Here is a 20,611-nt window from a genome sequence, read left to right as displayed (position 1 = left end):
TCCTCGCGACGAGTGATGGTCGGCGGGGCGGAACGCTGATCCGTCATGCCCGCGCGTGACCGGACGAGGCCATGGCCAGGCGCCGGCACGCCCACTTCGGAGAACCTCATGCCAAGCCCTGACAGGGGCGGTGCGTCCTATCGCGCTGTCCTCACGCTGCCCCATGCCCGCAACTTGTTCGCCGCCGCTATGCTCGCGCGGCTCTGCTACGGACTGCTCGGCCTCCCGCTGTTGCTCGCGGTGCGGGAGGGCACCGGCTCCTACGCCACGGCCGGTGCGGCCACGGGTTTGTTCGGACTGGTAGCAGCCGTACTCGGACCCGTCAGGGCCCGGCTGGTCGAGCGTCATCACGCCGCGCTGATGCTCCTGGCCGTCTGCTACGCCTTGCTTCTGGCCGCACTGGCCGCCGCCTGTGCCGCCCGCGTACCAGCCCTGCTCACTGTCTCCCTCGCCGTACTGGCGGGGGCGTGCTCGCCCCCGGTCGGCCCGCTGATGCGGACACTGTGGGGCAAGCTGACGACGGACGAGGCTCAGCATCAGTGTGCGTTAAGCCTGGACACGGCAGCGGAGTCCACCGTCTTCGCGCTCGGTCCCGTCCTCGGTGGACTCCTCGTCGCGGCCTCCTCCGCACCGGCAGTGCTCACAGTGTGCGCGGCACTGGTCATCACCGGCTTCGGCCTGCTGGCGACGGGCTTGCGTCGGACCCCTGAGAGCGTACGTGTGGGCTCACCCGCCGCTCGCCCTCGAAGCCCCCTGCGAGCCGCAGGGTTCACACCGCTGCTGTTGCTCACGCTGGCTGTCGCACTTGTCCTGAGCCTCTTCGAGGTGGCGGTTCTCGCCGCCTGGGGAACGCTGGTGGCCGGGGTGCTGACCACCCTGTTCTCAGTCGGTGGTGTACTCGGCGGCCTGGTGTACGGCCGCCGCCGCTGGCGCGGCACCCTCGTCCGCAGACCGCTGGTACTGGCCGCCTCCTCCACAGTCTGCTACGCCCTCCCCGCAGTGGTGTACTCCGCACCAGCCGCAGGCATAGCCCTGCTGCTCGCAGGAGCGTGCACCGACGTCCTCCTGATCACGGCCTACCAACGCATCGACAGGCTCGTCCCCGAGGGCTCACGCACCGAAGCCGGCGCGTGGATCAACACCGCCTACAACCTGGGGGCAGCAATGGGGACGGCCGTCGGCGGTGTCCTCGTCGACCGCTCCGGTCCACCAGCAGCCTTCGCCGTCGCAGCTGGGCTGCTCGGCGTCTGCACGCTGATCTGCGCGCCGCTCACACTGCGGCGTCACACGATGGACGCCGCAGGAGATCCAGCACTGACCCAACCCGAACCGATGGCCGCCCCACCAGGGCCGGCCTGATCACCGGCGCCCGTGATCACTGGTACCGCAGCTTGGGGCACCGACGGAACTCGTCGACCTGTGGAGAACTGGTCCCGTTGCTCCCGACATGATGCGGTGGATGTACGACCTGGATACGCCCGCGGTGGCTGCGAGGCCGTGGGCCGTCAGGTCGGGGTTGGCGCGGCGCAGGTAGAACAGGGCGCACGGGAGGGCGTAGCCGGGTTCGCCGGGAAGCAGCGCATGGGTGGCGAAATCCGCTCTGACTACCCCGACTGTTCCTTTTCGGCCAGTTCCTCTGGCGTGCCGACGAAGGCGCGACCGCAGCCCGGCGGGAGTCGCTCGACCACCATCGCGATGGCGGCCTCCGCGGTCGGGGCGGGGCCGACGCTCTGGGACCGTGCGGGCCCGCTGACGAGGAAGCCGCCGCCCATCATCGGGGCGATGAACGGGACGTCCCAGGTCCAACGCAATTCCGTGCACCGGCTGAAGTGCAGTTCGCCCATGCCAACCCAGGGGAACAGCTGCCGTAGTCGGGGCTCGGCGTAGGCGGCGTGTAGCAACCGGCCGTCCACACGATGGGCCGTAAGCAGCTTCTGCCATGCGGCTTCGATGATGTCTTCCTCGGGTGCACCCTCCGTCATGTCTCGCATTCTGCTGGACACCGAAAGGTTTCGGCCAGCTCGCGGTGATAACTCTTGGCCCCGTTCCGGGCGCGCCTCAGCTCCGGAGGGCGAACGTTTCGTGTCGACCCGTGTGGGCCAGGCGGAGGGATTCTTCCTGGGCAAGCGCAGGAGCGGTCGCTGTACTGCCGGCGGTGTCCGGCGCGGTTCCCGCACGAGGAGGCCGTGACCGTCTGAACTTGCCTGCCGGAAGGGCGTCGCCGGGCTTCGTCGTGCCAGTTCTGTCATGCGTCGCGTTCGTTGTCTCGCGACAAGGCTTCTTTGCATGCGGTGAGGAAGTCGCTGAAGGCCGCACCTACGCTCGCGCTCACGCCGGCTTCGGAGGGGCGCCTAACCCTGTCGTCGGCCCGTCTCAGCAGTTCGGATGCTGCTTCTTCGACGGAGTCGGGTCCGAAGAGGGCGAGTTTTTTGCAGGCCACGCCGAGTTCGGCTTGTCGGAGGTATGTCTCCGTGGTGTCTCCTCCGAGCCCAGATCTGAGTAGCGCCGCGTTCCTCGTGAGGTTCATGTATGCGTCGATCACTGATGCGTAGGCGGCCCTGCGTTCTTGTCGCACCCAGTGTCTACGTTCGTTGACGGCCTGACCGGACAGCTGTTCCATCGTGGCCCGCAGGGCCGCGTCTGCGCTGTGGCGTGCTGCTCGCCAGCTGGCCCATCCGCCGACTGCGGTGCCGATGACGGCCGCGACGAAACCGATGATGGCGGCGTAGAGGGCCGCCCTCCCCTCGTCCACGTGTCCCCCTACTGCTCGTCTTCCTGCTGAGTGCCGTCGTATCCGAGGGCTTTGCCGGCTTCCAGGATGTACTCGTCGCGGGCTCCGAAGAAGTCGTGTGGTGCGTCGGCTCCGGAGTGCGGTTCGTCCGGGTTGAAGGGGTTGCAGTCGCTCAGGTGGACGACGGCTTGGTTGCCTGTTGCGACGACGCGCTGTGCGGCGATGCCGACAGCCCAGGGGCCTTCGATGTGGACCCATGGCTTGAGCACAGCCAGTTCTTGCTGCCGTTCGTCGACTCGGCGGAGGAAGTCAATGGCGTCGTTGCTGTTCCCTCGGACACGGGGGATGGCTTCGAGCAGGGCTTCTTCGCATGCGATCTGAAGGTCTTCATGACCGTAGCACCGTGCACAACTCCTGGAGCCGGAGAGCCGGAGAGCCGGATGACGAACTGCCGAAGTGGCATCTGAGCGTCGGCCGTCACGGGCTGGAGATGCGGGCAGGCCGATACCCGATGGCCGCAGTATCGCCGGCGTTGTTGGCGTGGCTGGTCAGCCTTGGGGCTGGTGGCGCCGCCGCGCACTGGCTGCTCTGACGAGGGCTACCACGATGCCCCGCCTTCCCTGGGCGGGGCATTGCCTTGGCGGCGAGTACCGCGCCAGATCGTTTAGTGATCGTTTAGTGGGGCTCGGCAGGATGTGAAGCGTCGAGAAGGATCCTTCACAGGGGACGGTATGGCCAAGCTGTATCTGGAGAAGCTCAAGTGCGTCACGACTGAGGGCTGGAGCGGCTCCGATGAGCCGAGGCTTGTTGTCCAGGATCGCGGCACTGTGTGGAATGGAACGGTGCTGGGAGATCGGATGTACACCGTCAAATACGACTGCGACTTCACGGGGACGATTGCTGTCTCTCTCGGGGAAGCCGGCGCCTCGGGTGGGGATGGCAAGCTCGGGGAGCAGTGGATTTCGGATACGCCTGGTGAACGCAGTCTGCGCTTCAGGGCGCATGGTGCTGAGTACCGGCTGCTGTATGCGGTGGAGTAGGTGGCCCGACCGGTAGCAGGTAGACGCCCGCCGGCCTCGGATGGAGTCCTGGTGTGCCGAACGGAAGATGCCCCCCGTCCAGTCCGACGGGGGGGCATCTTCGTCTCTGGATCCGGTCAGTCTCCGACGGGGTTGTGGGCACGCTTTTGGGTGCCTGGGTCACGTACTCGTTCCAGCGGCGGGGCGCGGAGCAGGCGGAGCGACTGCATGCTCAAGAACAGCTTAGGCAGGAGCAGTTGGCTGCCTACAGTGCGTTCATCGGCATCTTGATGGAGTATCGGAGGAACCTGTACTTCCGGTGGAGGCTGAAGGAAGAAGAAGCTCCGGAGGAGCAGCGCGCGCAGGAGCGGGCAGAGACGTACGTACCACCTTCGTTCGGAGGCTGAGAATGCGTTGGCGCGAGCTCGTCTGGTGACTGATGACGTCGCACCCAGGCGGCGTCACATCGGGCACCCGAGCGAACTGATCCCGCGCGGGCTGGCGGCGGGCCGTGGACGGGATGTCGAAGTGCACTCACTGCCAAGCATGGTGTGAACCGAGTGCTAATGACTGTTCGGTGGGGCTCCGGGATCCTTGACACACACGGGGCCCGACGAAATGGGGCTTCGAACGACCCACGACACAGGGGATTTCCTTGCAGATTCGATTCACTGCCATAACCATGAAGCGCGCTATTGCCGCTGCGGCCGTAGGTGTTGCTGCGTTCACCGTCCCGGTGGCTGTGGCTGGACCAGCCATGGCGGACAACCACGCGCCGATCGTGGCGGGCGACAACCACGCACCGATTGCGGCAGGCGACAGCCACCAGCCGGTCGCAGCAGGCGACAAGCACATGCCGGTCGCGGCGGACGACAACCACCAGCCGGTCGCAGCCGGCGACAACCACACGCCGCTCACAGCAGGCGACAACCACACACCCCTCGCGGCAGGCGACAACCACCAGCCGGTTGGTCGCCAGTAAGCCAGTCAGCATCCATGGGGCCGGACCGTGCCTCTCGGACCGCTGACAAGCCGGCAGTCCGTGACGACGCCGCCGAGAAGGCCCCCGCCCGGGATCGGGCGGGGGCCTTCGGGCTTGGATCCGCTCAGTCGTCGACGGGGTCGTCGACGTGCCTGAGCGCCATGCGCGCCTTCACGAGGTCGGGACCGCCAACCCGGCGACCCGGGCCAGCCGCTCGTAGGACTCCAGCAGCGCCGGGCGCTCGTAGGTACTGGTGGTGACCAGCACCTCGTCCGCGGCGCTGTCCTCGATCAGGGTGCCGAGGGCGTCGGCGACCTGCTCCTCCGTGCCGTGGATGTGGCCGCGGAGGGCGTCCTCGTAGAAGCCGCGCTCGCGCTCCGGCAGCGCCGCCGGCGCCCTCGGGTCGTCCTCGGCGGGCCGCAGCGGCGGGAAGACGCCATGGGTGCGGGAGTACGCCAGCGAGCGGGCCTCCGGCAGCAGCAGCCGGCGGGCCTCCTCGGCCGTGCCGGCCACCGCCACCGTCCCCGAGACCACGACGTACGGGCGCTCCCAGAGGCCCGAGGGGCGGAAGGCGTCCCGGTAGGCGGCGATGGCGTCCAGCACCTTGGGGCGGGTGCGGAGATCGCCGATGACCAGGGCCAGGCCGGCCCGCGCGGCGATTCCCGCACCGGCGCCGGTGGCCAGCACGAACGCCGGGATCCGCAGGCCCTCGGCGGGCCGGGCGTGGACCTGCGGATGGGCCGTCTGGGTGCCGGTGAAGTAGCCCAGCAGCTCGGCGAGCCGGTCGCCGAAGTCCTCGGCGGCGTCCTTCTCCGTGCCCAGCGCCCGGCGGATCCCGCCGGTGAAGCCCACCGAACGGCCCAGCCCCAGGTCGATCCGGCCGGGGAAGAGCGACTCCAGCACCCCGAACTGTTCGGCGACCACCAGCGGCCGGTGGTTGGGCAGCATCACCCCGCCCGTACCGACCCGGATCGTCGAGGTCGCCGAGGCCACCGCGGCGGCCAGCACCGTGGGCGCGGACCCGGCCACCCCGGGCACGCCGTGGTGCTCGGAGACCCAGAAGCGGTGGTAGCCCAGCCGCTCGGCGCGCCGCGCCAGGTCCACGGTGTCCCGCAGCGCCGCGGCCGCGGGGTGTCCTTCCCTGGTACGGGAACGGTCCAGGACCGAGAATCGTGTCGTCCGTATCGTCGAGCTCACCACCTCTCCTTCAACACCCCCAGGCCCCCAGGATTCCCCCACCCCTCCCCAGGACCGTCGACGGTCCCCGGTCTCCGCTCCGTTCGGCCGGGAACCCCCGTCGGTCCGAGGGGCCCCACCGGCCCGCACGAGGAGCGTTCGATGGCGCAGCACCCACCGCCGGCCGGCGCGGCCGGACCCGCTGACCACCCGGACGGCGCAGCGCCGGCGCCGGAGATTCCCGACCGGGTCGCCCGGACCTACGGCGAGGACGACCTGAGCACCGTCCCGGCCTTCGCCGGCGGGTTCATCAACTTCGGCTACTGGGCGGGGGTGCCGGACCTCGCCGGCCGGACGCTGACCGAGGCGGACCGGGTCCGCAGCGAGCAGGACCTCTACCGGCTGGTGCTCGCCACGTTCGACCAGGCGCCGGGCCGCACCGCCCTGGAGGTCGGCTGCGGGCGGGGGCTGGGCTGCGCGCTGGCGCTGCGGGAGTTCGCCCTGGACGCGGTGATCGGCCTGGACGCGCACCCCGACCAGATCGCCCGGGCACGGGCGGCGAACGCGGCGCTGATGGGCCGACCAGCCGACGGTCGCCCCGGTCGCCCCGGCCGGCTGGACTTCCTGCTGGGTGCCGCCGAGCGCATCCCGCTGCCCGACGGCGCCGTCGACTGCCTCTACTCCGTCGAGGCCGCCCAGCACTTCCGGGACCTGCCCGGTTTCGCCCGGGAGTCCGCCCGGGTGCTGCGGGCGGGTGGCCGGCTGACGCTGACGACCTTCTTCGCCCGCACCCCGACGGCGGCCCGTGCCCTGCCCGACCTGCTGCCGCCGTACGCCGACGGCCTGGACGTCCCGTACGTGGTCGACGAGGTCGCCGCGGTGCTGGCCGCGGCGGGCCTGACGGACGTCCGGGTGCGGGCGATCGGCGACGGGGTCTGGGAGCCGTACGACCGCTACATGGCGCAGCAGCCCGACCTCCGCGACCTGTGGCCGCGCCGCTATCTGACGGCGTACGAGACCGGGCTGCTGGACTACTACCTGCTGACCGCCGGGACGTGTGCTACGCGCCCCGGCCCTGCCGCTGCCGGCGCTGCCGCTTCCACGGGCCGGTGATGGCGAGCATGATGCCGGGCTCCTGGATGTTGGCGAACAGCGTCCGGCCGTCGGGCGAGAAGACCGGGCCGGTGAACTCGCTGAACTCCGGCGCGTCCGCGGTGCCCCCCGCCGCGCCAGCGGCTGGTGTCAACGCGAGCTCGTTGCGGGCGATCGGGTAGGTCCGGCCGTCGTCGGTGGTCCCGAACAGGTGCTGGACGCCCTCGCCGTCCTCGGCGATGATCAACCCGCCGTACGGGGAGACGGTGATGTTGTCGGGACCGTCGAAGGCGCCGTCCTTCGACGGGTCGGGGTTCACGCCCAGCAGCACCTTCAGCGTCAGGGTCCGCCGCCGCGGGTCGTAGAACCAGACCTGCCCGTCGTGCCGGACCGGGCTCTCCTCGCGGGCGTAGGAGGACACGATGTACGCGCCGCCGTCCCCCCACCACATGCCCTCCAGCTTGCGGGCGCGGGTGACCTGACCGTCCGTGAACTGCTTGCGCACCGAGACGCTCCGGGCGTCGCGGTCGGGAACCGGTGTCCAGTCGACGCCGTAGACGGTGCCGGCCTTGGTGGCGCGGGAGAGGTCGTCGACGAACCGGCCGCCGGAGTCGAAGCACGTGAAGGCCGCCAGCACACCGGCGTCGTCGGCGAGGGTGCCCAGCCGGCCGCGGCCGTGGTGGAAGCCGTGCGGCGGGGTCCAGCGGTAGAGCAGGCCGTTGGGGCCGGCGGCGTCCTCGGTCAGGAACAGGTGGCCGCGCTGCGGGTCGACGACGACGGCCTCGTGGGCGTAGCGGCCCAGCGCCTTGACGGGCCGGGGGTCACGGCCGGCGCGGACGTCGTGCGGGTCGACCTCGAAGACGTACCCGTGGTCCTTGGTCATGCCGTGCTGGCCGGCCTTGTCCTCGGTCTCCTCGCAGGTGAGCCAGGTGCCCCAAGGGGTGGTGCCGCCCGCGCAGTTGGTGGACGTGCCGGCGATGCCGACCCACTCGCCGACCGGCGTGCCGTCCTTGGCGACCTCGACGACGGTGCAGCCGCCGGCGGCCGCCGGGTCGTAGACCAGTCCTTCGGCGAGCGGCACCGGGTGCGGCCAGTCGGTGCGCGGGCCCTTGAGCTCGTGGTTGTTGACCAGGAGGGTGGTACCGCGGTGACCGGCGAAGGTGCCGGTGCCGTCGTGGTTGGACGGGGTGGGCTCACCGCTGTCGAGCGTGGTGACGCCGGAGTGGGTGACGATCCGGTACGAGAACCCGGCGGGCAGCGCCAGGATGCCCTCCGGGTCCGGGATCAGCGGGCCGTAGCCGACACCGTGGCCGTCCGCCGCGCCCGCCGCACCGTCCGGGCCGGCGTCCGGTGCGCCCTCGGCGATGGCCCCCGGCGCGGTGGCCAGCACGCCCACGCTGCCGGCCAGCGCGACCCCCGCGCCGGTGAGGGCGGAACGCCTGGCGAAGTCTCTCCGGGTGAGCGACATTGTCATCTCCTGGATGGCCGGTTTCTACTCCCCTGTGCCTGCGTCGCACACGCTCTCGTGCGCCCTCGAACTCCAGTTGAACGGGGCGCGACATCCAGGAAGCGATCGGGGCGGGCCGGGCCCTCACCGGCCCGGCCCGCCCCGTGGCGTCGAGGGGGCGTCAGCCCTGCCGCGAGCGGGCCTTGAACGCGGCCTTGCGGGCCTCCTTGGCGGACTTCTTGTCGGGGTGCAGCCGGCCCATGGCCTCCAGGACGTCGGCGGTGGCCGGGTGGTCCACCCGCCAGACGCTGTCGAAGAACCCGCTGTGCTGGACGGTCAGGCCCGTGACCAGATCGCGCAGTTCGGCTTCGGTGTCCTCGTCGGCGCTGTCCAGTTGGGCCGCGAGGGTGTCCACCGTCAGCCAGAAGATCATGTCCTGGGACGGTTCGGGGATGCCCGGCAGGCCGCGCTCGGCGAGCCAGACCCGGGCCAGGCCGCCCAGCTGCCGGTCGTCGAGCACCTCGCGCAGCCCGGCCTCGGCCTCCGGTGCGACCAGGGAGAGGGTCTGCTGGGCGGCGAGCCGGCGGCGCGGGGCGCCCGGGTCGTCGCCGCGGGCGGCCGCGAGCAGGTCCCGGGCGGCCTCCAGCGGCGTCCGGGCGGCGAGCCACTGCTCGGACTCGATGCGGGCGAGCCCCTCGGGGTAGTCGGGCAGCGCGTCCAGGAGGACCTCGGCGCCCTTGTCGGCGAGGTCGCCGACCGCCGGGGCGTGCACACCGGCGTCCAGCAGCCGGGCGCGGACCGCGTAGACGCCGAGCGGGGTGAGCCGGACCAGGCCGTAGCGGGAGACGTCCTCGTCGGTGAGCGGCTCGGCCGGATCGGAGCCCGCCGAAGGTCGCTGCGGGAGGGTCGTCTCGCCCTGCTCGTCCAGCTCCTCGATGAGCGCCTCGTCGACGGGTCGGTAGGCGACCAGGCCGATCGGCTCCAGCACCCGGAACTGGTCGTCCAGGCGCATCATCGCGTCGGAGACCTCTTCGAGGATGTCGTCGGTGGGCTCGTCCATGTCGTCCGGAACGATCATGGAGGCGGCCAGCGCGGGCAGCGGCACGTCCTGGTCGGGACGGTCGGCGAGGGCGGTGAGGAGGTAGAGGTTGCCGAGGATGCCGTCGAGCAGCTCGGCCTCCTCCTCCGGGTTCCAGTCGAGCGCGTCCAGGTCCAGCTCGCCGCCCTCGGTGAGCTGGTCGGCGAGGTCGGCGAGGTCCGGGGCGGCCGCGTCGGCGAGCACGGTCTCCATGCCGCCGAGCCAGATGTCGAGGACGTCCTGGGGGCTGCCGGAGGTGAGCAGGCTCAGTTCCTCGCCCGGGGTGGCGGTGCCCACGGCGGCGTCGTCGGGCAGCTCGGCGCCGTCCTCGGCGCTCCCGGGGGTCGCCGTCCCCTCGGACTCCTCGATCTCGACCAGCCCGGTGTCCACGGCGAGCTGCCAGGCCTCGGCGGTGTAGGCCGGCCCGTCCTCGTCGTCGGCGAGCCCCAGGTGCTCGGTGGCGGCGGCCAGTGCGTCCTGGAGGATCTCCCCGCCCACGCCCACCGGGACGCCCCGCTCGGCCCAGCGGGCGAGCTTGGCGGCCCGGGCCATCAGGGGGGCGCTCAGCGCGTCCCGGGCCAGCTCCGCTTCGGAGTGCAGCCGCACCGGCGGCAGGGTGGGGCGGTCTGCGGACATCGGCTGCTCAGCTCCTCGGGCGGACTACGGCTGGGGTACCTCCCAGCGGTAGCTGGGGAGTGCGCCGCCCAAGCGTAGACGGAATTCTCCGTATCTCGGACGGTTCACCCCCACGCCACTCGCCGGTCACCCGGAGAACCTTGACAACTCCCTTGCGCACACCGGAGATTGACGCGCGTAGCGCGCAGGGTCCGGCCTCCGCGCACAGATTGCCGTGACCCCTCACATTCACCCCCCATTCCCCCTCGGAGGCATGCATGCCGTCCCGTCGTCCGCTCCGCAGACCGGCCACCATCGGTGTGGTGGTCGCCGCCGCCCTCGCCGGCGGACTGCTGACCGCCACCCAGTCCGCGTCCGCGGCCGGCACCCGGATCCACGACATCCAGGGCAGCACCCGAATATCCCCGCTGGCCGGGAAGCAGGTCAGCGGCGTGCCCGGCACGGTCACCGCGGTCCGCGCGTTCGGTTCGTCGCGCGGCTTCTGGGTGCAGGACCCGCACCCGGACGACGATCCGGCCACCAGCGAGGCGGTCTTCGTCTTCACCGGCAAGCAGACGCCCGAGGTGAGCGTCGGCGACGCGATCACCTTCGCCGGCACGGTCAGCGAGTACTACCCGGGCGGCAAGGACGCCGGGTCGCAGTCGGTCACCGAGATCACCGGCGCCACCTGGAAGACCCTCTCCACCGGAAACCCGCTGCCGGCCGCCTTCCGGCTCAACCCGGCCTCGGTGCCGAACCGTTACGCCCCCGACGCGGGCGGCAAGAGCATCGAATCCCTGCCGCTGCACCCCTCCTCGTACGCGCTGGACCGCTACGAGTCGCTGGAGGGCATGCGGGTCTCGGTGTCCGACGCCCCGGTCGTCGGGCCGACCAGCCAGTACCACGAGCTGTGGGTGACCGCCGAGCCGAAGCACAACCGCACCGCCCGCGGCGGCACGCTGTACCGCTCGTACGCGGACCCCAACGGCGGCCGGATCAAGGTGGCCTCCCTGATTCCCTTCTCCCAGCGGCCGTTCCCGGTGGCCGACGTCGGCGACCGACTGACCGGCACCACCGCCGGGCCGCTGGACTACGACGGCTTCGGCGGCTACGCCCTCCAGGCCACCGAGCTCGGCACGCTCGCCGACCACAGCGCGGCACCGGAGACCACCCGCAAGCAGAAGCCCGACGAGCTGGCGGTGGCCACCTACAACGTCGAGAACCTCTCCCCCGCCACCCCGCAGGCGAAGTTCGACCGGCTGGCCAAGGCGCTGGTGCACAACCTCTCCACCCCCGACGTCGTCGCCCTGGAGGAGGTGCAGGACGACAGCGGGCCGACCGACGACGGCACGGTCACCGCCGGGGACACCCTCACCAAGCTCACCGACGCGATCAAGGCGGCCGGCGGCCCGGCGTACGCCTGGCGGCAGATCGACCCGGTCAACGACCAGGACGGCGGCCAGCCCGGCGGCAACATCCGGGTCGCGTTCCTGTTCAACCCCGCGCGGGTGTCCTTCACGGACGTCAAGGGCGGGGACGCCACCACCCCGGTGAAGGTCGTCGCCGACCACGGCCGGGCCACGCTCTCCGCGTCCCCCGGCCGGATCGCGCCCACCGACCCGGCGTGGAAGACCAGCCGCAAGCCGCTGGTCGGCCAGTTCTCGCTGAAGAGCCGCCCGGGCAGCCGGGTGTTCGTGATCGCCAACCACTTCAACTCCAAGGGCGGCGACCAGGGCCTGGACAGCCGTTTCCAGCCACCGGCGCGGAGCTCGGAGACCCAGCGCACCGCGCAGGCGAAGCTGGTCAACGCCTTCGTGAAGGACCTGCTGGCGAAGGACCCCAAGGCCGAGGTCGTGGTGGCCGGTGACCTCAACGACTACCCGTTCTCGCCGGCGCTGAAGGACCTCACCGCGGGCGGTGTGCTCACCGACCTGGTGAACGGGCTGCCGGCCGCCGAGCGGTACGGCTACGTGTACAACGGCAACTCGCAGGTGCTCGACCACATCCTCACCAGCCGGCAGCTGTCCCGGCCCGACTACGACATCGTGCACCTCAACGCCGAGTACGCCGACCAGGCCAGCGACCACGATCCGCAGGTGCTGCGCATCCGGCCGTGACCAGGCGCCGGTCACCCTGCGTCATGCGGACGTCACCCGATCGGCCCCGGTCCAGGGGCCGGCTGTCGCCGAGAGTGCGCTACTGGAACACGTAAGCAACATTCGGCGAGACATGAGGAGTCATCATGCCGAAGGCGCAGAACCGTAAGTCGGGCAACAAGGACCGTGCCGCCGAGCGGCGCTCCGACCAGCAGAAGCGGAGGTCGTCGGAGGAGTCCGCATCCGAGCGCACCCAGGACCTGAAGCGTTCGCGGAACGGCCTGACTGACGCGTGATGGGCCTGTGAAGCCCGGGCGGCCGTCGCACCGACAGGTGCGGCGGCCGCTCCGCGTTGCCCGGACGCGTCCGCCCCGAGGCCGCGCCGCCCGGGCGGCACTCCCCCAATCCCGTAGCAACCCTTAAGAGATAACCCAGCACAACTAAGTGGACGTGAACGATGGGAAGATCGCACACTGCGGACATGGACCCTGTGACCGCACCCCTGGCACCGCCCGTGGCCGCCGCACCGTTCGGCCGTGCCGCCGTCGCCATGATCACCCCGTTCACCGCCGACGGAGCGCTCGACCCGGCCGGCGCACAGGCGCTCGCCGTCCCCCTCGTCGACGAGGGCGGGTGCGACGCGCTGGTGCTGAGCGGGACCACCGGCGAGTCCCCCACCACGTCGGACGCCGAGAAGGAGACCCTGCTGCGGGCCGTCGTCGAGGCGGTCGGCGACCGGGCGCGGATCACCGCCGGGGTCGGCACCAGCGACACCCGGCACTCCGTCGCCCTGGCCCGCGGCGCCGAACGGGCGGGCGCACACGGCCTGTTGGTGGTCACGCCGTACTACTCGCGGCCCACCCAGGAGGCCGTCGCCCACCACCTGCGCACGGTGGCGGACGCCACCGGACTGCCGGTGATGCTCTACGACATCCCCGGCCGCACCGGCACCGCGCTGACCGCCGAGACACTGCTGCGGCTGGCCGACCATCCGCGGATCGGGGCGGTCAAGGACTGCGGTTACGACCTGCTGAAGTCGTCGAAGGTGCTGGCCGGGACGGGGCTTGCGTACTACGCGGGCTGCGACGAGCAGATCCTGCCACTGCGGGCGCTCGGCGCCACCGGCTGCATCAGCACCGCCGCCAACGTCGCCCCCGGGGCCGTCCGCGCCGTCCTGGACGCCTATGACGCCGGTGACACCGCCGGGGCGGCCCGCCGTCAGCTCGCGCTGGTTCCGCTGGTCGAGGCGGTCACCGGTTCTCAGACGCCCGGCGCGGTCGCCGTGAAGGCGCTGCTGGGGCACCTCGGGCTGCCCGCCGGGCCGGTCCGCGGCCCACTGCTGGACGCGGACGACCTGCTCACCAGCCGGCTGGTGGACGCCCTGCGGACGACCCTGGACCGGACTGCGGATGCGGGTACGGGGGTGCCTGCGGCGACCGGGGCGGCTGTCCCTGGGTAGCCGCGAACGGGGCGGGCGCCGGGCCGAAGCCGGCCTCGCCGGCGGCCTCGTCCGGCGCGGGCGGCTCCTCGGCCGGCACCAGGTCCCGCACCAGCAGCGTCGCCCCGGCCACCGCGCCCGGCATCAGCACCACCGCGATGAACGGGACCAGGAAGAGCAGCACGAGGGGGGTGCCGAAGCCGACCGCGAGCCCCTTGCGGCCGCGCAGCAGCCGCAGCCGCTCGCGCACCGGGACCTCCCGGCGCTGCATCGCCACCGAGGTCAGCTCGACGGCGAGGAAGAAGCCCGAGACGCAGAAGCCGATCGCGGGGATCACGGTCTGGCCGAGGAACGGCACGAATCCGAGGGCGAACAGCAGGATCCCGAACCCCGCGGCCCGCAGCAGCACATGGACGCTGTCCCGCAGGGCGGTCCAGATCTCCTGCCACAGCGGCCGGTCCGGGCCGGGCGGGCAGTACCCCTCGCTCTCCTCGACCTTCTCCGAGAGCGACTCGTAGAAGGGGTCGCCGATCAGCAGCGTGACGGCGGTGAAGGTGAGCACCGACAACGTCAGCCCGCCGGCGAACAGCAGGGCCACGAACACCCCGCGCAGCAGGCCCTGCCAGGGCGAGCCCCAGTCGTCGGCGAACGGCGTGGCCCAGGCGGCGAGGTCGCCGGACCAGATGGCGAGGGCGGTGAGCACCGCGGCGTACAGCACCAGCGCGATCAGCGCCGGAATCAGCCCGAAACCCCACCACCGGCCGTGCTGGGCGACCCAGCGCTGGCCCTTGCCCAGATACCGTATCCCCGCCGCAAGATCACGCATGACGCACAGCCTAGCGGCGCCCGGACGGGGCGGGCACCGGGTGGCCGGGGCGCCCGGGAGGCGAGGGCGCCGGCGGCCCGCCCGACGGCCGACGGCCCGGCGGAGCGTCTCCGCCGGGCCGTTGCCGTTGCCGCGTCCGCTCAGTTGTGGCTGTGCAGGATCTCGTTGAGGCCGCCCCAGGCCGCCTTGTTCGGCCGGGCCTCGACCGTGCCGGTGGTGGAGTTGCGGCGGAAGAGGATGTTGTCGCCGCCGGAGAGCTCCGCGGCCTTGATGATCTGCCCGTCGGGCATGGTGACGCGGGTGCCCGCGGTCACGTACAGGCCGGCCTCGACGACGCACTCGTCGCCCAGCGCGATGCCGATGCCGGACTCGGCGCCGAGCAGGCAGCGCTCGCCGATCGAGATGATCTGCTTGCCGCCGCCCGACAGGGTGCCCATGGTCGAGGCACCGCCGCCGATGTCGCTGCCGTCGCCGATGACCACGCCCGCGCTGATCCGGCCCTCGATCATGGAGGTGCCCAGCGTGCCGGCGTTGAAGTTGACGAAGCCCTCGTGCATGACGGTGGTGCCGGCCGCCAGGTGGGCGCCCAGGCGGACCCGGTCGGCGTCCGCGATCCGCACGCCGGCGGGCGCGACGTAGTCGGTCATCCGCGGGAACTTGTCGACGCCGGTGACCTGAAGGTGCAGCCCCTCGGCACGGGCGTTGAGGCGCACCGTCTCCAGCCGGTCGACGACCACCGGGCCCAGCGAGGTCCAGGCGACGTTGGCGAGCAGACCGAAGATGCCCTCCAGGTTCTGGCCGTGCGGCTTGACCAGCCGGTGGCTGAGCAGGTGGAGGCGGAGGTAGACGTCGTGCGCGTCCAGCGGCTTGTCGTCGAGGGAGGAGATGACCGTCCGGACGGCGATGACCTCGACCTCGCGGACCGGGTCGGGACCGATCGCCTTGAGCACGGCGGCGCCCAGCAGTTCGACGGCGCGCTCGTCGTCGAGGCGCTCGGTGCCGGCCGGGCCGGGGCCCTCGGCGGTCGCGCCGACCAGCTCGGGCGCCGGGAACCAGGTGTCGAGAACGGTGCCGTCGGAGGCGACGGTGGCGAGCCCGGCGGCGACGGCGCCGGGGATGGGGGCACCTCCCTGCCCCTTCAGGGCTTGGGGGAGGGGAACGGAAGTAGCAGCATCGGTCATGTCCGAAACCTAACCGGAGGGCGCCCACCGAGGCGAACCGGTCTCAGCGATCGGTCCCGCTCCGTACGGTCGCACAACCGCCTTCGTAGGGCCGCACGAGCGCGGCCGCCGCGGCACCGCCCGCGGGTTTCGGCGCGGACGACCGTGCCCGCCGTCGCGTACGGTCGTGCACATCCCGGTCGCGGTCAGTCGGCCTTCGGCGCCAGCCGGGCCAGGGCCGCGCTCAGCGCCTCCGTACGGGGCCGGTAGCGGGTGTTGTGGAACGCGCGGATCAGCCAGTCGCCGCCCGCGGGCTCCCGCGAGATGTCCGACCCGCAAGGTGACGCCCTGCTGCCGCAGCACGCCGACAGCTGAGGACGAACTGCGGGTCCTGTTGCGCTACTTCACCGCCGCGGCGCCAGCGCTGCGGGCCGCCACCGCGGAGACCAAGGGGCTGGCCGAGGGCTGACGCCACGCGGCGGGCGGGCACACAAACGGCCGTGCCCGCCAGATAGGACTGGCGGGCACGGCCGTGGGGACGCTCGCGCGGTGCGGGACCGCGTCAGACGTTGAAGCCCAGCGCGCGAAGCTGCTCGCGACCGTCGTCGGTGATCTTGTCCGGGCCCCACGGGGGCATCCAGACCCAGTTGATCTTCAGCTCGTTGACGATGCCGTCCGTGGCGGACTTCGCCTGGTCCTCGATGACATCGGTCAGCGGGCAGGCCGCGGAGGTCAGCGTCATGTCGATGGTGGCGATGTTGGCGTCGTCGATGTGGATGCCGTAGATCAGCCCGAGGTTGACCACGTCGATCCCCAGCTCGGGGTCGACGACGTCGTACAGCGCCTCGCGGACCTCTTCCTCGGATGCCGGCTTGGTGGTGGTCGGGGTGTCGGTCATGCGGTCTTTGCCTCCTCGGAGAGCGCCTTGGCCGTGGCGTCCTTCCAGGCCATCCAGCTGAGCAGGGCGCACTTCACGCGCGCCGGGTACTTGGAGACGCCGGCGAACGCCACCGCGTCCTCCAGCACCTCCTCCATCGCGTCGTCCGGTTCGACCTGCCCCTTGGACTGCATCAGCTCCAGGAACGTCTCCTGGATCTTCTGCGCCTCGCGGAGCTCCTTGCCGACCAGGAGGTCGTTGAGCACCGACGCGCTGGCCTGGCTGATGGAGCAGCCCTGGCCCTCGTAGGACACGTCCTCGATCGTCGCGCCGTCCAGTCGCACGCGCAGCGTGATCTCGTCACCGCACGTGGGGTTGACGTGGTGCACCTCGGCGTCGCCGTCCCGAAGACCGCGCCCATGGGGGTGCTTGTAGTGGTCCAGGATGACGTCCTGGTACATGGAATCCAGCTTCACGGCTCAGTCAGTCCTCGTCCTCATCCGCTGTGCCTTATTAACCGAAAAAGTTGCGGACGTGCTCCAGGCCCTCGACCAGGGCGTCGACCTCGGCCGGGGTGGAGTACAGGTAGAACGACGCTCGCGTGGTCGCAGGAATTCCGTAGCGCAGGCAGACCGGACGCGCGCAGTGGTGCCCCACCCGGACCGCTATGCCCTGCTCGTCCAGCACCTGGCCGACGTCGTGCGGATGGATGTCGCCGAGGGTGAAGGAGATCGTCGCCCCGCGGTCCTCGGCCGTGCTCGGGCCGATGATCCGCAGGTCGGGAACCTCCAGCAGCCGCTTGACGGCGTACTCGGTGATCGCGTGCTCATGCGCGGCGATCTTGTCCATACCGATCGAGGTGAGGTAGTCCACGGCCGCGCCGAGGCCGACGGCCTGGGCGATCGGGGGCGTACCGGCCTCGAACTTGTGCGGCGCCGGGGCGTATGTCGAGGAGTGCATCGAGACGGTCTCGATCATCTCGCCACCGCCCAGGAACGGCGGGAGGTCCTCCAGCAGCTCCTGGCGGCCCCACAGCACGCCGATGCCGGTCGGGCCGCACATCTTGTGGCCGGTGAAGGCCACGAAGTCGGCCTGGAGCGCCTGCACGTCCAGCACCATGTGCGGGGCGGCCTGCGAGGCGTCGATGCAGACCAGCGCGCCGACCTCCTGGGCACGGCGGATGATCGTCTCGACCGGGTTGATGGTCCCCATCAGGTTGGAGACCAGGGTGAAGGAGACGATCTTCGTCCGGTCGGTGATGACCTCGTCGATGTTCGACAGATCGAGCCGGCCGTCGTCGGTCAGACCGAACCACTTCAGCTTCGCGCCGGTGCGCTGCGCGAGCAGCTGCCACGGGACGATGTTGGAGTGGTGCTCCATCTCGGTGATGACTATCTCGGTGTCGCGGTCCACCCGGTAGGGCTCATCGGCCCAGCCGAGCATGTTCGCCACGAGGTTGAGCGACTCCGAGGCGTTCTTGGTGAAGATCACCTCGTTGCGGCTCGGTGCGTTGATGAAGGCGGCCACCTTGTCGCGGGCGCCTTCGTAGAGCGCCGTGGCCTCCTCGGCGAGCACATGCACGCCGCGGTGGACGTTGGCGTTGTGGCGTTCGTAGTACGCGTTCAGGGCGTCGAGGACCTGGCGCGGCTTCTGCGACGTCGCCGCGTTGTCCAGGTACACGATCTTCTTCCCGTCGTGGACCTGACGGTCCAGGAGGGGGAAGTCCTTGCGGATCGCCTCTGTGTCGAGGAGGCCCGGCAGCTGTGTCACGCGGTGGTACCACCCTTCACGTATGCCTCGTAGCCCTCGGCCTCCAGCTTGTCCGCCAGCTCCGGGCCGCCGGACTCGGCGATCCGGCCGTTGGCGAAGACGTGGACGTGGTCGGGCTTGATGTAGCGGAGGATCCGGGTGTAGTGGGTGATGAGCAGCGTGCCCACCTGACCCGTCTCGCGGACCCGGTTGACGCCCTCGGAGACGATCCGCAGCGCGTCGACGTCCAGACCGGAGTCGGTCTCGTCGAGGATCGCGATGGCCGGCTTGAGCAGCTCCAGCTGGAGGATCTCGTGGCGCTTCTTCTCACCGCCGGAGAAGCCCTCGTTGACGTTCCGCTCGGCGAACGCGGGGTCCATCTGGAGGCGCTCCATGGCCTCCTTGACCTCCTTGACCCACAGCCGCAGCTTGGGGGCCTCGCCGCGGATCGCGGTGGCGGAGGTGCGCAGGAAGTTGGAGACCGAGACGCCGGGCACCTCGACCGGGTACTGCATGGCGAGGAAGACGCCGGCCCGGGCGCGCTCGTCGACGGACATCTCAAGGACGTCCTCGCCGTCGAGGGTGACCGTGCCACCGGTGATCGTGTACTTGGGGTGACCCGCGAGCGAGTAGGCGAGGGTCGACTTGCCGGAGCCGTTGGGGCCCATGATGGCGTGCGTCTCGCCCTGCTTCACGGTCAGGTCGACGCCCTTCAGGATCTCGCGCTGGCCGTTCTCGGCCTCGACGGAGACGTGCAGGTCGTGGATCTCAAGCGTTGCCATGGGTGACTCAGGACTCCTGGGTGACGGAGACGAGCACGTCGTCCCCTTCGATCTTTACGGGGTATACGGGGACGGGGCGCGTCGCGGGAAGGCCGTTCGGCTTGCCGGTGCGCAGGTCGAAGCTCGAACCGTGCAGCCAGCACTCGATCGAGCAGTCCTCGACCTCGCCCTCCGAGAGGGAGACGTTCGCATGCGAGCAGATGTCGTTGATCGCGAACACCTCGCCCTCGGTGCGGACCAGGGAGACGGGGACGCCGTCGAGCTCCACCCGCTTGGGGGTGTCCTCCTCCAGCTCGCTGAGCGCCGCTGCGCGTACGTAGCTCATGCCGCGGACGCTTCCAGCTCGGCCTCGATCTTGCTCATCAGCCGCTCCTCGACGTCCGCGACCCCGATCTGCTGGACCAGCTCGGCGAAGAAGCCGCGCACGACCAGCCGGCGGGCCTCCTCGGCGGGGATGCCGCGGGCCATCAGGTAGAAGAGCTGCTCGTCGTCGAAGCGGCCGGTCGCCGAGGCGTGGCCGGCGCCGACGATCTCGCCGGTCTCGATCTCCAGGTTGGGCACCGAGTCGACCCGCGCGCCGTCGGTCAGGACGAGGTTGCGGTTGAGCTCGTAGGTGTCCGTGCCGGTCGCCGAGGCCTGGATCAGGACGTCGCCGATCCAGACGGCGTGCGCGTCCTCGCCCTGCAACGCGCCCTTGTAGGTCACGTGGGAGCGGCAGTTGGACGCCTCGTGGTCGACGAAGAGGCGGTGCTCGTGGTGCTGGCCCTGCTCGGTGAAGTACAGGCCGTAGAGCTCGGCCTCGCCGCCGGGGCCGGCGTAGGTGATCCGCGGGTGCAGGCGCACCAGGTCGCCGCCGAAGGTGACGACCACGGACTTGAAGGTGGCGTCCCGGCCGACCAGGGCGTTGTGCTGGCCGGTGTGGACGGCGTGGTCGTCCCAGTCCTGGACGGAGACGACGGTCAGCTTGGCGCCGTCACCGAGGAGGTAGTCGACGTTGGCGGCGAGCACCGCGTCACCGGTGTGGTCGATGACCACGACCGCCTCGGCGAACGCGCCCAGCTCGATGACCTGGTGGCCGAAGGCCGTACCGCCCTCGCCGTGGACGGCGATCCGGATCGGCTCGGTCAGCACGGTCTCCTTGGGGACCGTGACCACCGACGCCTTCTCGAACGTGCTGTACGCCTGGGCGGCGACCCGGTCGACGGGCCTGCCGGCCTTGCCGACCCGCGGGTCGGTGCGGTCGACCAGCTCGTGGGTGACGCCCTCGGGCGCGGTGATGTCGATCTTCAGGTCGGGACCGCCGGCCACGGCGCTGCCGTCGTGCAGGCCCTTCAGGCGGGCGAGGGGCGTGAAGCGCCACTCCTCCTCGCGGCCGTGCGGCACCGGGAAGTCCGCCACGTCGTAGGACGGCGGGGCGCTCATCCTCGTGGCGACGGTGGACTCCGCGGCCACCGCGATGGAACCGGTGGTCGTGGAACCCGCCGGGATGTTCTGAGCCTCAGCCATGGCTGTCGTCGTGCTCGCTTTCTGCGTTCAGGGAGTC

22 protein-coding genes are annotated in these 20,611 nt (G+C 71.0%); 8 read left to right on the top strand and 14 right to left on the bottom strand.

Annotated elements, in window-relative coordinates:
- The first annotated feature begins 174 nt into the window (after positions 1–174).
- Positions 175–1,359 carry an MFS transporter gene (locus AB0C96_RS13030; protein ID WP_362916657.1) on the top strand — a complete coding sequence of 395 codons (1,185 nt, stop codon included), beginning with the start codon at positions 175–177 and terminating at the stop codon, positions 1,357–1,359.
- 245 nt (positions 1,360–1,604) lie between these two features.
- Here the strand turns inward: AB0C96_RS13030 and AB0C96_RS13025 are convergent, their stop codons facing one another.
- From AB0C96_RS13025 to AB0C96_RS13015, 3 genes are all read right to left on the bottom strand, one after another.
- Positions 1,605–1,982, bottom strand: coding sequence for a DUF6193 family natural product biosynthesis protein (locus tag AB0C96_RS13025; protein WP_362916655.1), 378 nt, complete (start codon positions 1,980–1,982; stop codon positions 1,605–1,607).
- Positions 1,983–2,245: 263 nt separating this feature from the next.
- On the bottom strand, positions 2,246–2,752 hold the full coding sequence (locus AB0C96_RS13020; RefSeq protein ID WP_362916653.1) for a hypothetical protein: 507 nt from the start codon (positions 2,750–2,752) through the stop codon (positions 2,246–2,248).
- A gap of 8 nt (positions 2,753–2,760) precedes the next feature.
- Entirely contained in the window at positions 2,761–3,000 is a 240-nt protein-coding gene (locus AB0C96_RS13015; protein ID WP_362916651.1) for a hypothetical protein, read from the bottom strand.
- A 462-nt stretch (positions 3,001–3,462) separates the two neighbouring features.
- Between AB0C96_RS13015 and AB0C96_RS13010 the strand changes: the two genes are divergently transcribed.
- The gene (locus AB0C96_RS13010; protein ID WP_362916649.1) at positions 3,463–3,771 is read left to right on the top strand and encodes a hypothetical protein; all 309 of its coding nucleotides are present in this window, start codon (positions 3,463–3,465) and stop codon (positions 3,769–3,771) included.
- Between the two features lie 736 nt (positions 3,772–4,507).
- Entirely contained in the window at positions 4,508–4,732 is a 225-nt protein-coding gene (locus AB0C96_RS13005; RefSeq protein WP_362916647.1) for a hypothetical protein, read from the top strand.
- 171 nt (positions 4,733–4,903) lie between these two features.
- Here the strand turns inward: AB0C96_RS13005 and AB0C96_RS13000 are convergent, their stop codons facing one another.
- Positions 4,904–5,929, bottom strand: a complete 1,026-nt coding sequence (locus AB0C96_RS13000) for an MsnO8 family LLM class oxidoreductase (RefSeq protein WP_362916645.1) — start codon at positions 5,927–5,929, stop codon at positions 4,904–4,906.
- Positions 5,930–6,070: 141 nt separating this feature from the next.
- Here AB0C96_RS13000 and AB0C96_RS12995 point away from each other — a divergent pair, with 141 nt between their 5' ends.
- Positions 6,071–7,021 carry a class I SAM-dependent methyltransferase gene (locus AB0C96_RS12995; protein ID WP_362916644.1) on the top strand — a complete coding sequence of 317 codons (951 nt, stop codon included), beginning with the start codon at positions 6,071–6,073 and terminating at the stop codon, positions 7,019–7,021.
- Here AB0C96_RS12995 and AB0C96_RS12990 read toward each other — a convergent pair.
- Positions 6,969–8,468, bottom strand: coding sequence for an alkaline phosphatase PhoX (locus AB0C96_RS12990; protein WP_362916642.1), 1,500 nt, complete (start codon positions 8,466–8,468; stop codon positions 6,969–6,971). The genes AB0C96_RS12995 and AB0C96_RS12990 overlap by 53 nt on opposite strands.
- A gap of 160 nt (positions 8,469–8,628) precedes the next feature.
- On the bottom strand, positions 8,629–10,161 hold the full coding sequence (locus AB0C96_RS12985) for a hypothetical protein (RefSeq protein ID WP_362916640.1): 1,533 nt from the start codon (positions 10,159–10,161) through the stop codon (positions 8,629–8,631).
- Between the two features lie 257 nt (positions 10,162–10,418).
- Here AB0C96_RS12985 and AB0C96_RS12980 point away from each other — a divergent pair, with 257 nt between their 5' ends.
- The 3 genes from AB0C96_RS12980 (at position 10,419) to dapA (ending at position 13,695) form a co-directional block, all read left to right on the top strand.
- A complete protein-coding gene (locus AB0C96_RS12980; RefSeq protein WP_362916638.1) occupies positions 10,419–12,257 on the top strand; it encodes an endonuclease/exonuclease/phosphatase family protein in 1,839 nt (612 codons plus the stop codon).
- Between the two features lie 125 nt (positions 12,258–12,382).
- Complete coding sequence (locus AB0C96_RS12975; protein WP_362916636.1) at positions 12,383–12,532, top strand: hypothetical protein; 150 nt, start codon at positions 12,383–12,385, stop codon at positions 12,530–12,532.
- Positions 12,533–12,717: 185 nt separating this feature from the next.
- Complete coding sequence (dapA, locus tag AB0C96_RS12970; protein ID WP_362916634.1) at positions 12,718–13,695, top strand: 4-hydroxy-tetrahydrodipicolinate synthase; 978 nt, start codon at positions 12,718–12,720, stop codon at positions 13,693–13,695.
- Here dapA and AB0C96_RS12965 read toward each other — a convergent pair.
- Together AB0C96_RS12965 and dapD are read right to left on the bottom strand one after the other, a co-directional pair.
- Complete coding sequence (locus AB0C96_RS12965) at positions 13,595–14,500, bottom strand: EI24 domain-containing protein (protein WP_362916632.1); 906 nt, start codon at positions 14,498–14,500, stop codon at positions 13,595–13,597. The genes dapA and AB0C96_RS12965 overlap by 101 nt on opposite strands.
- A gap of 140 nt (positions 14,501–14,640) precedes the next feature.
- The gene (dapD, locus tag AB0C96_RS12960) at positions 14,641–15,681 is read right to left on the bottom strand and encodes a 2,3,4,5-tetrahydropyridine-2,6-dicarboxylate N-succinyltransferase (protein ID WP_362916630.1); all 1,041 of its coding nucleotides are present in this window, start codon (positions 15,679–15,681) and stop codon (positions 14,641–14,643) included.
- 319 nt (positions 15,682–16,000) lie between these two features.
- On the opposite strand from dapD, the gene AB0C96_RS12955 reads away from it, so the two are divergent.
- Positions 16,001–16,129 carry a hypothetical protein gene (locus AB0C96_RS12955; RefSeq protein WP_362916628.1) on the top strand — a complete coding sequence of 43 codons (129 nt, stop codon included), beginning with the start codon at positions 16,001–16,003 and terminating at the stop codon, positions 16,127–16,129.
- Positions 16,130–16,222: 93 nt separating this feature from the next.
- On the opposite strand, the gene AB0C96_RS12950 is transcribed toward AB0C96_RS12955, so the two are convergent.
- The 6 genes from AB0C96_RS12950 to sufD are packed head-to-tail and all read right to left on the bottom strand — an operon-like array spanning position 16,223 to position 20,574.
- A complete protein-coding gene (locus AB0C96_RS12950) occupies positions 16,223–16,558 on the bottom strand; it encodes a metal-sulfur cluster assembly factor (RefSeq protein WP_033270552.1) in 336 nt (111 codons plus the stop codon).
- Positions 16,555–17,013, bottom strand: coding sequence for a Fe-S cluster assembly sulfur transfer protein SufU (gene sufU, locus AB0C96_RS12945; RefSeq protein ID WP_362916626.1), 459 nt, complete (start codon positions 17,011–17,013; stop codon positions 16,555–16,557). Before sufU ends, AB0C96_RS12950 begins: the two co-directional genes overlap by 4 nt.
- Before the next feature lie 37 nt (positions 17,014–17,050).
- Complete coding sequence (locus tag AB0C96_RS12940) at positions 17,051–18,307, bottom strand: cysteine desulfurase (RefSeq protein ID WP_362916624.1); 1,257 nt, start codon at positions 18,305–18,307, stop codon at positions 17,051–17,053.
- On the bottom strand, positions 18,304–19,068 hold the full coding sequence (gene sufC, locus AB0C96_RS12935; RefSeq protein ID WP_362916622.1) for a Fe-S cluster assembly ATPase SufC: 765 nt from the start codon (positions 19,066–19,068) through the stop codon (positions 18,304–18,306). Before sufC ends, AB0C96_RS12940 begins: the two co-directional genes overlap by 4 nt.
- Positions 19,069–19,075: 7 nt before the next feature.
- Positions 19,076–19,393 carry a non-heme iron oxygenase ferredoxin subunit gene (locus AB0C96_RS12930; protein WP_362916621.1) on the bottom strand — a complete coding sequence of 106 codons (318 nt, stop codon included), beginning with the start codon at positions 19,391–19,393 and terminating at the stop codon, positions 19,076–19,078.
- Positions 19,390–20,574, bottom strand: coding sequence for a Fe-S cluster assembly protein SufD (gene sufD / locus AB0C96_RS12925; RefSeq protein ID WP_362916619.1), 1,185 nt, complete (start codon positions 20,572–20,574; stop codon positions 19,390–19,392). Before sufD ends, AB0C96_RS12930 begins: the two co-directional genes overlap by 4 nt.
- Positions 20,575–20,611: the final 37 nt, after the last annotated feature.

It is taken from the genome of Streptomyces sp. NPDC048506, assembly GCF_040651315.1.
In the GTDB taxonomy this organism is placed as follows: Bacteria; Actinomycetota; Actinomycetes; order Streptomycetales; family Streptomycetaceae; genus Streptomyces.
Note: the sequence above shows the minus strand (reverse complement) of the source record. Positions and strands in the feature narration are given on the sequence as shown.

Coding starts and splice junctions, on each gene's coding strand:
- AB0C96_RS13025 (WP_362916655.1), bottom strand. CDS start 1,982: ATGACGGAGGGTGCACCCGAGGAAGACATCATCGAAGCCGCATGGCAG.
- AB0C96_RS13010 (WP_362916649.1), top strand. CDS start 3,463: ATGGCCAAGCTGTATCTGGAGAAGCTCAAGTGCGTCACGACTGAGGGC.
- AB0C96_RS13005 (WP_362916647.1), top strand. CDS start 4,508: ATGGCGGACAACCACGCGCCGATCGTGGCGGGCGACAACCACGCACCG.
- AB0C96_RS12995 (WP_362916644.1), top strand. CDS start 6,071: ATGGCGCAGCACCCACCGCCGGCCGGCGCGGCCGGACCCGCTGACCAC.
- AB0C96_RS12990 (WP_362916642.1), bottom strand. CDS start 8,468: ATGTCGCTCACCCGGAGAGACTTCGCCAGGCGTTCCGCCCTCACCGGC.
- AB0C96_RS12985 (WP_362916640.1), bottom strand. CDS start 10,161: ATGTCCGCAGACCGCCCCACCCTGCCGCCGGTGCGGCTGCACTCCGAA.
- AB0C96_RS12980 (WP_362916638.1), top strand. CDS start 10,419: ATGCCGTCCCGTCGTCCGCTCCGCAGACCGGCCACCATCGGTGTGGTG.
- AB0C96_RS12975 (WP_362916636.1), top strand. CDS start 12,383: ATGCCGAAGGCGCAGAACCGTAAGTCGGGCAACAAGGACCGTGCCGCC.
- dapA (WP_362916634.1), top strand. CDS start 12,718: ATGGACCCTGTGACCGCACCCCTGGCACCGCCCGTGGCCGCCGCACCG.
- AB0C96_RS12965 (WP_362916632.1), bottom strand. CDS start 14,500: ATGCGTGATCTTGCGGCGGGGATACGGTATCTGGGCAAGGGCCAGCGC.
- dapD (WP_362916630.1), bottom strand. CDS start 15,681: ATGACCGATGCTGCTACTTCCGTTCCCCTCCCCCAAGCCCTGAAGGGG.
- AB0C96_RS12950 (WP_033270552.1), bottom strand. CDS start 16,558: ATGACCGACACCCCGACCACCACCAAGCCGGCATCCGAGGAAGAGGTC.
- sufC (WP_362916622.1), bottom strand. CDS start 19,068: ATGGCAACGCTTGAGATCCACGACCTGCACGTCTCCGTCGAGGCCGAG.
- AB0C96_RS12930 (WP_362916621.1), bottom strand. CDS start 19,393: ATGAGCTACGTACGCGCAGCGGCGCTCAGCGAGCTGGAGGAGGACACC.
- sufD (WP_362916619.1), bottom strand. CDS start 20,574: ATGGCTGAGGCTCAGAACATCCCGGCGGGTTCCACGACCACCGGTTCC.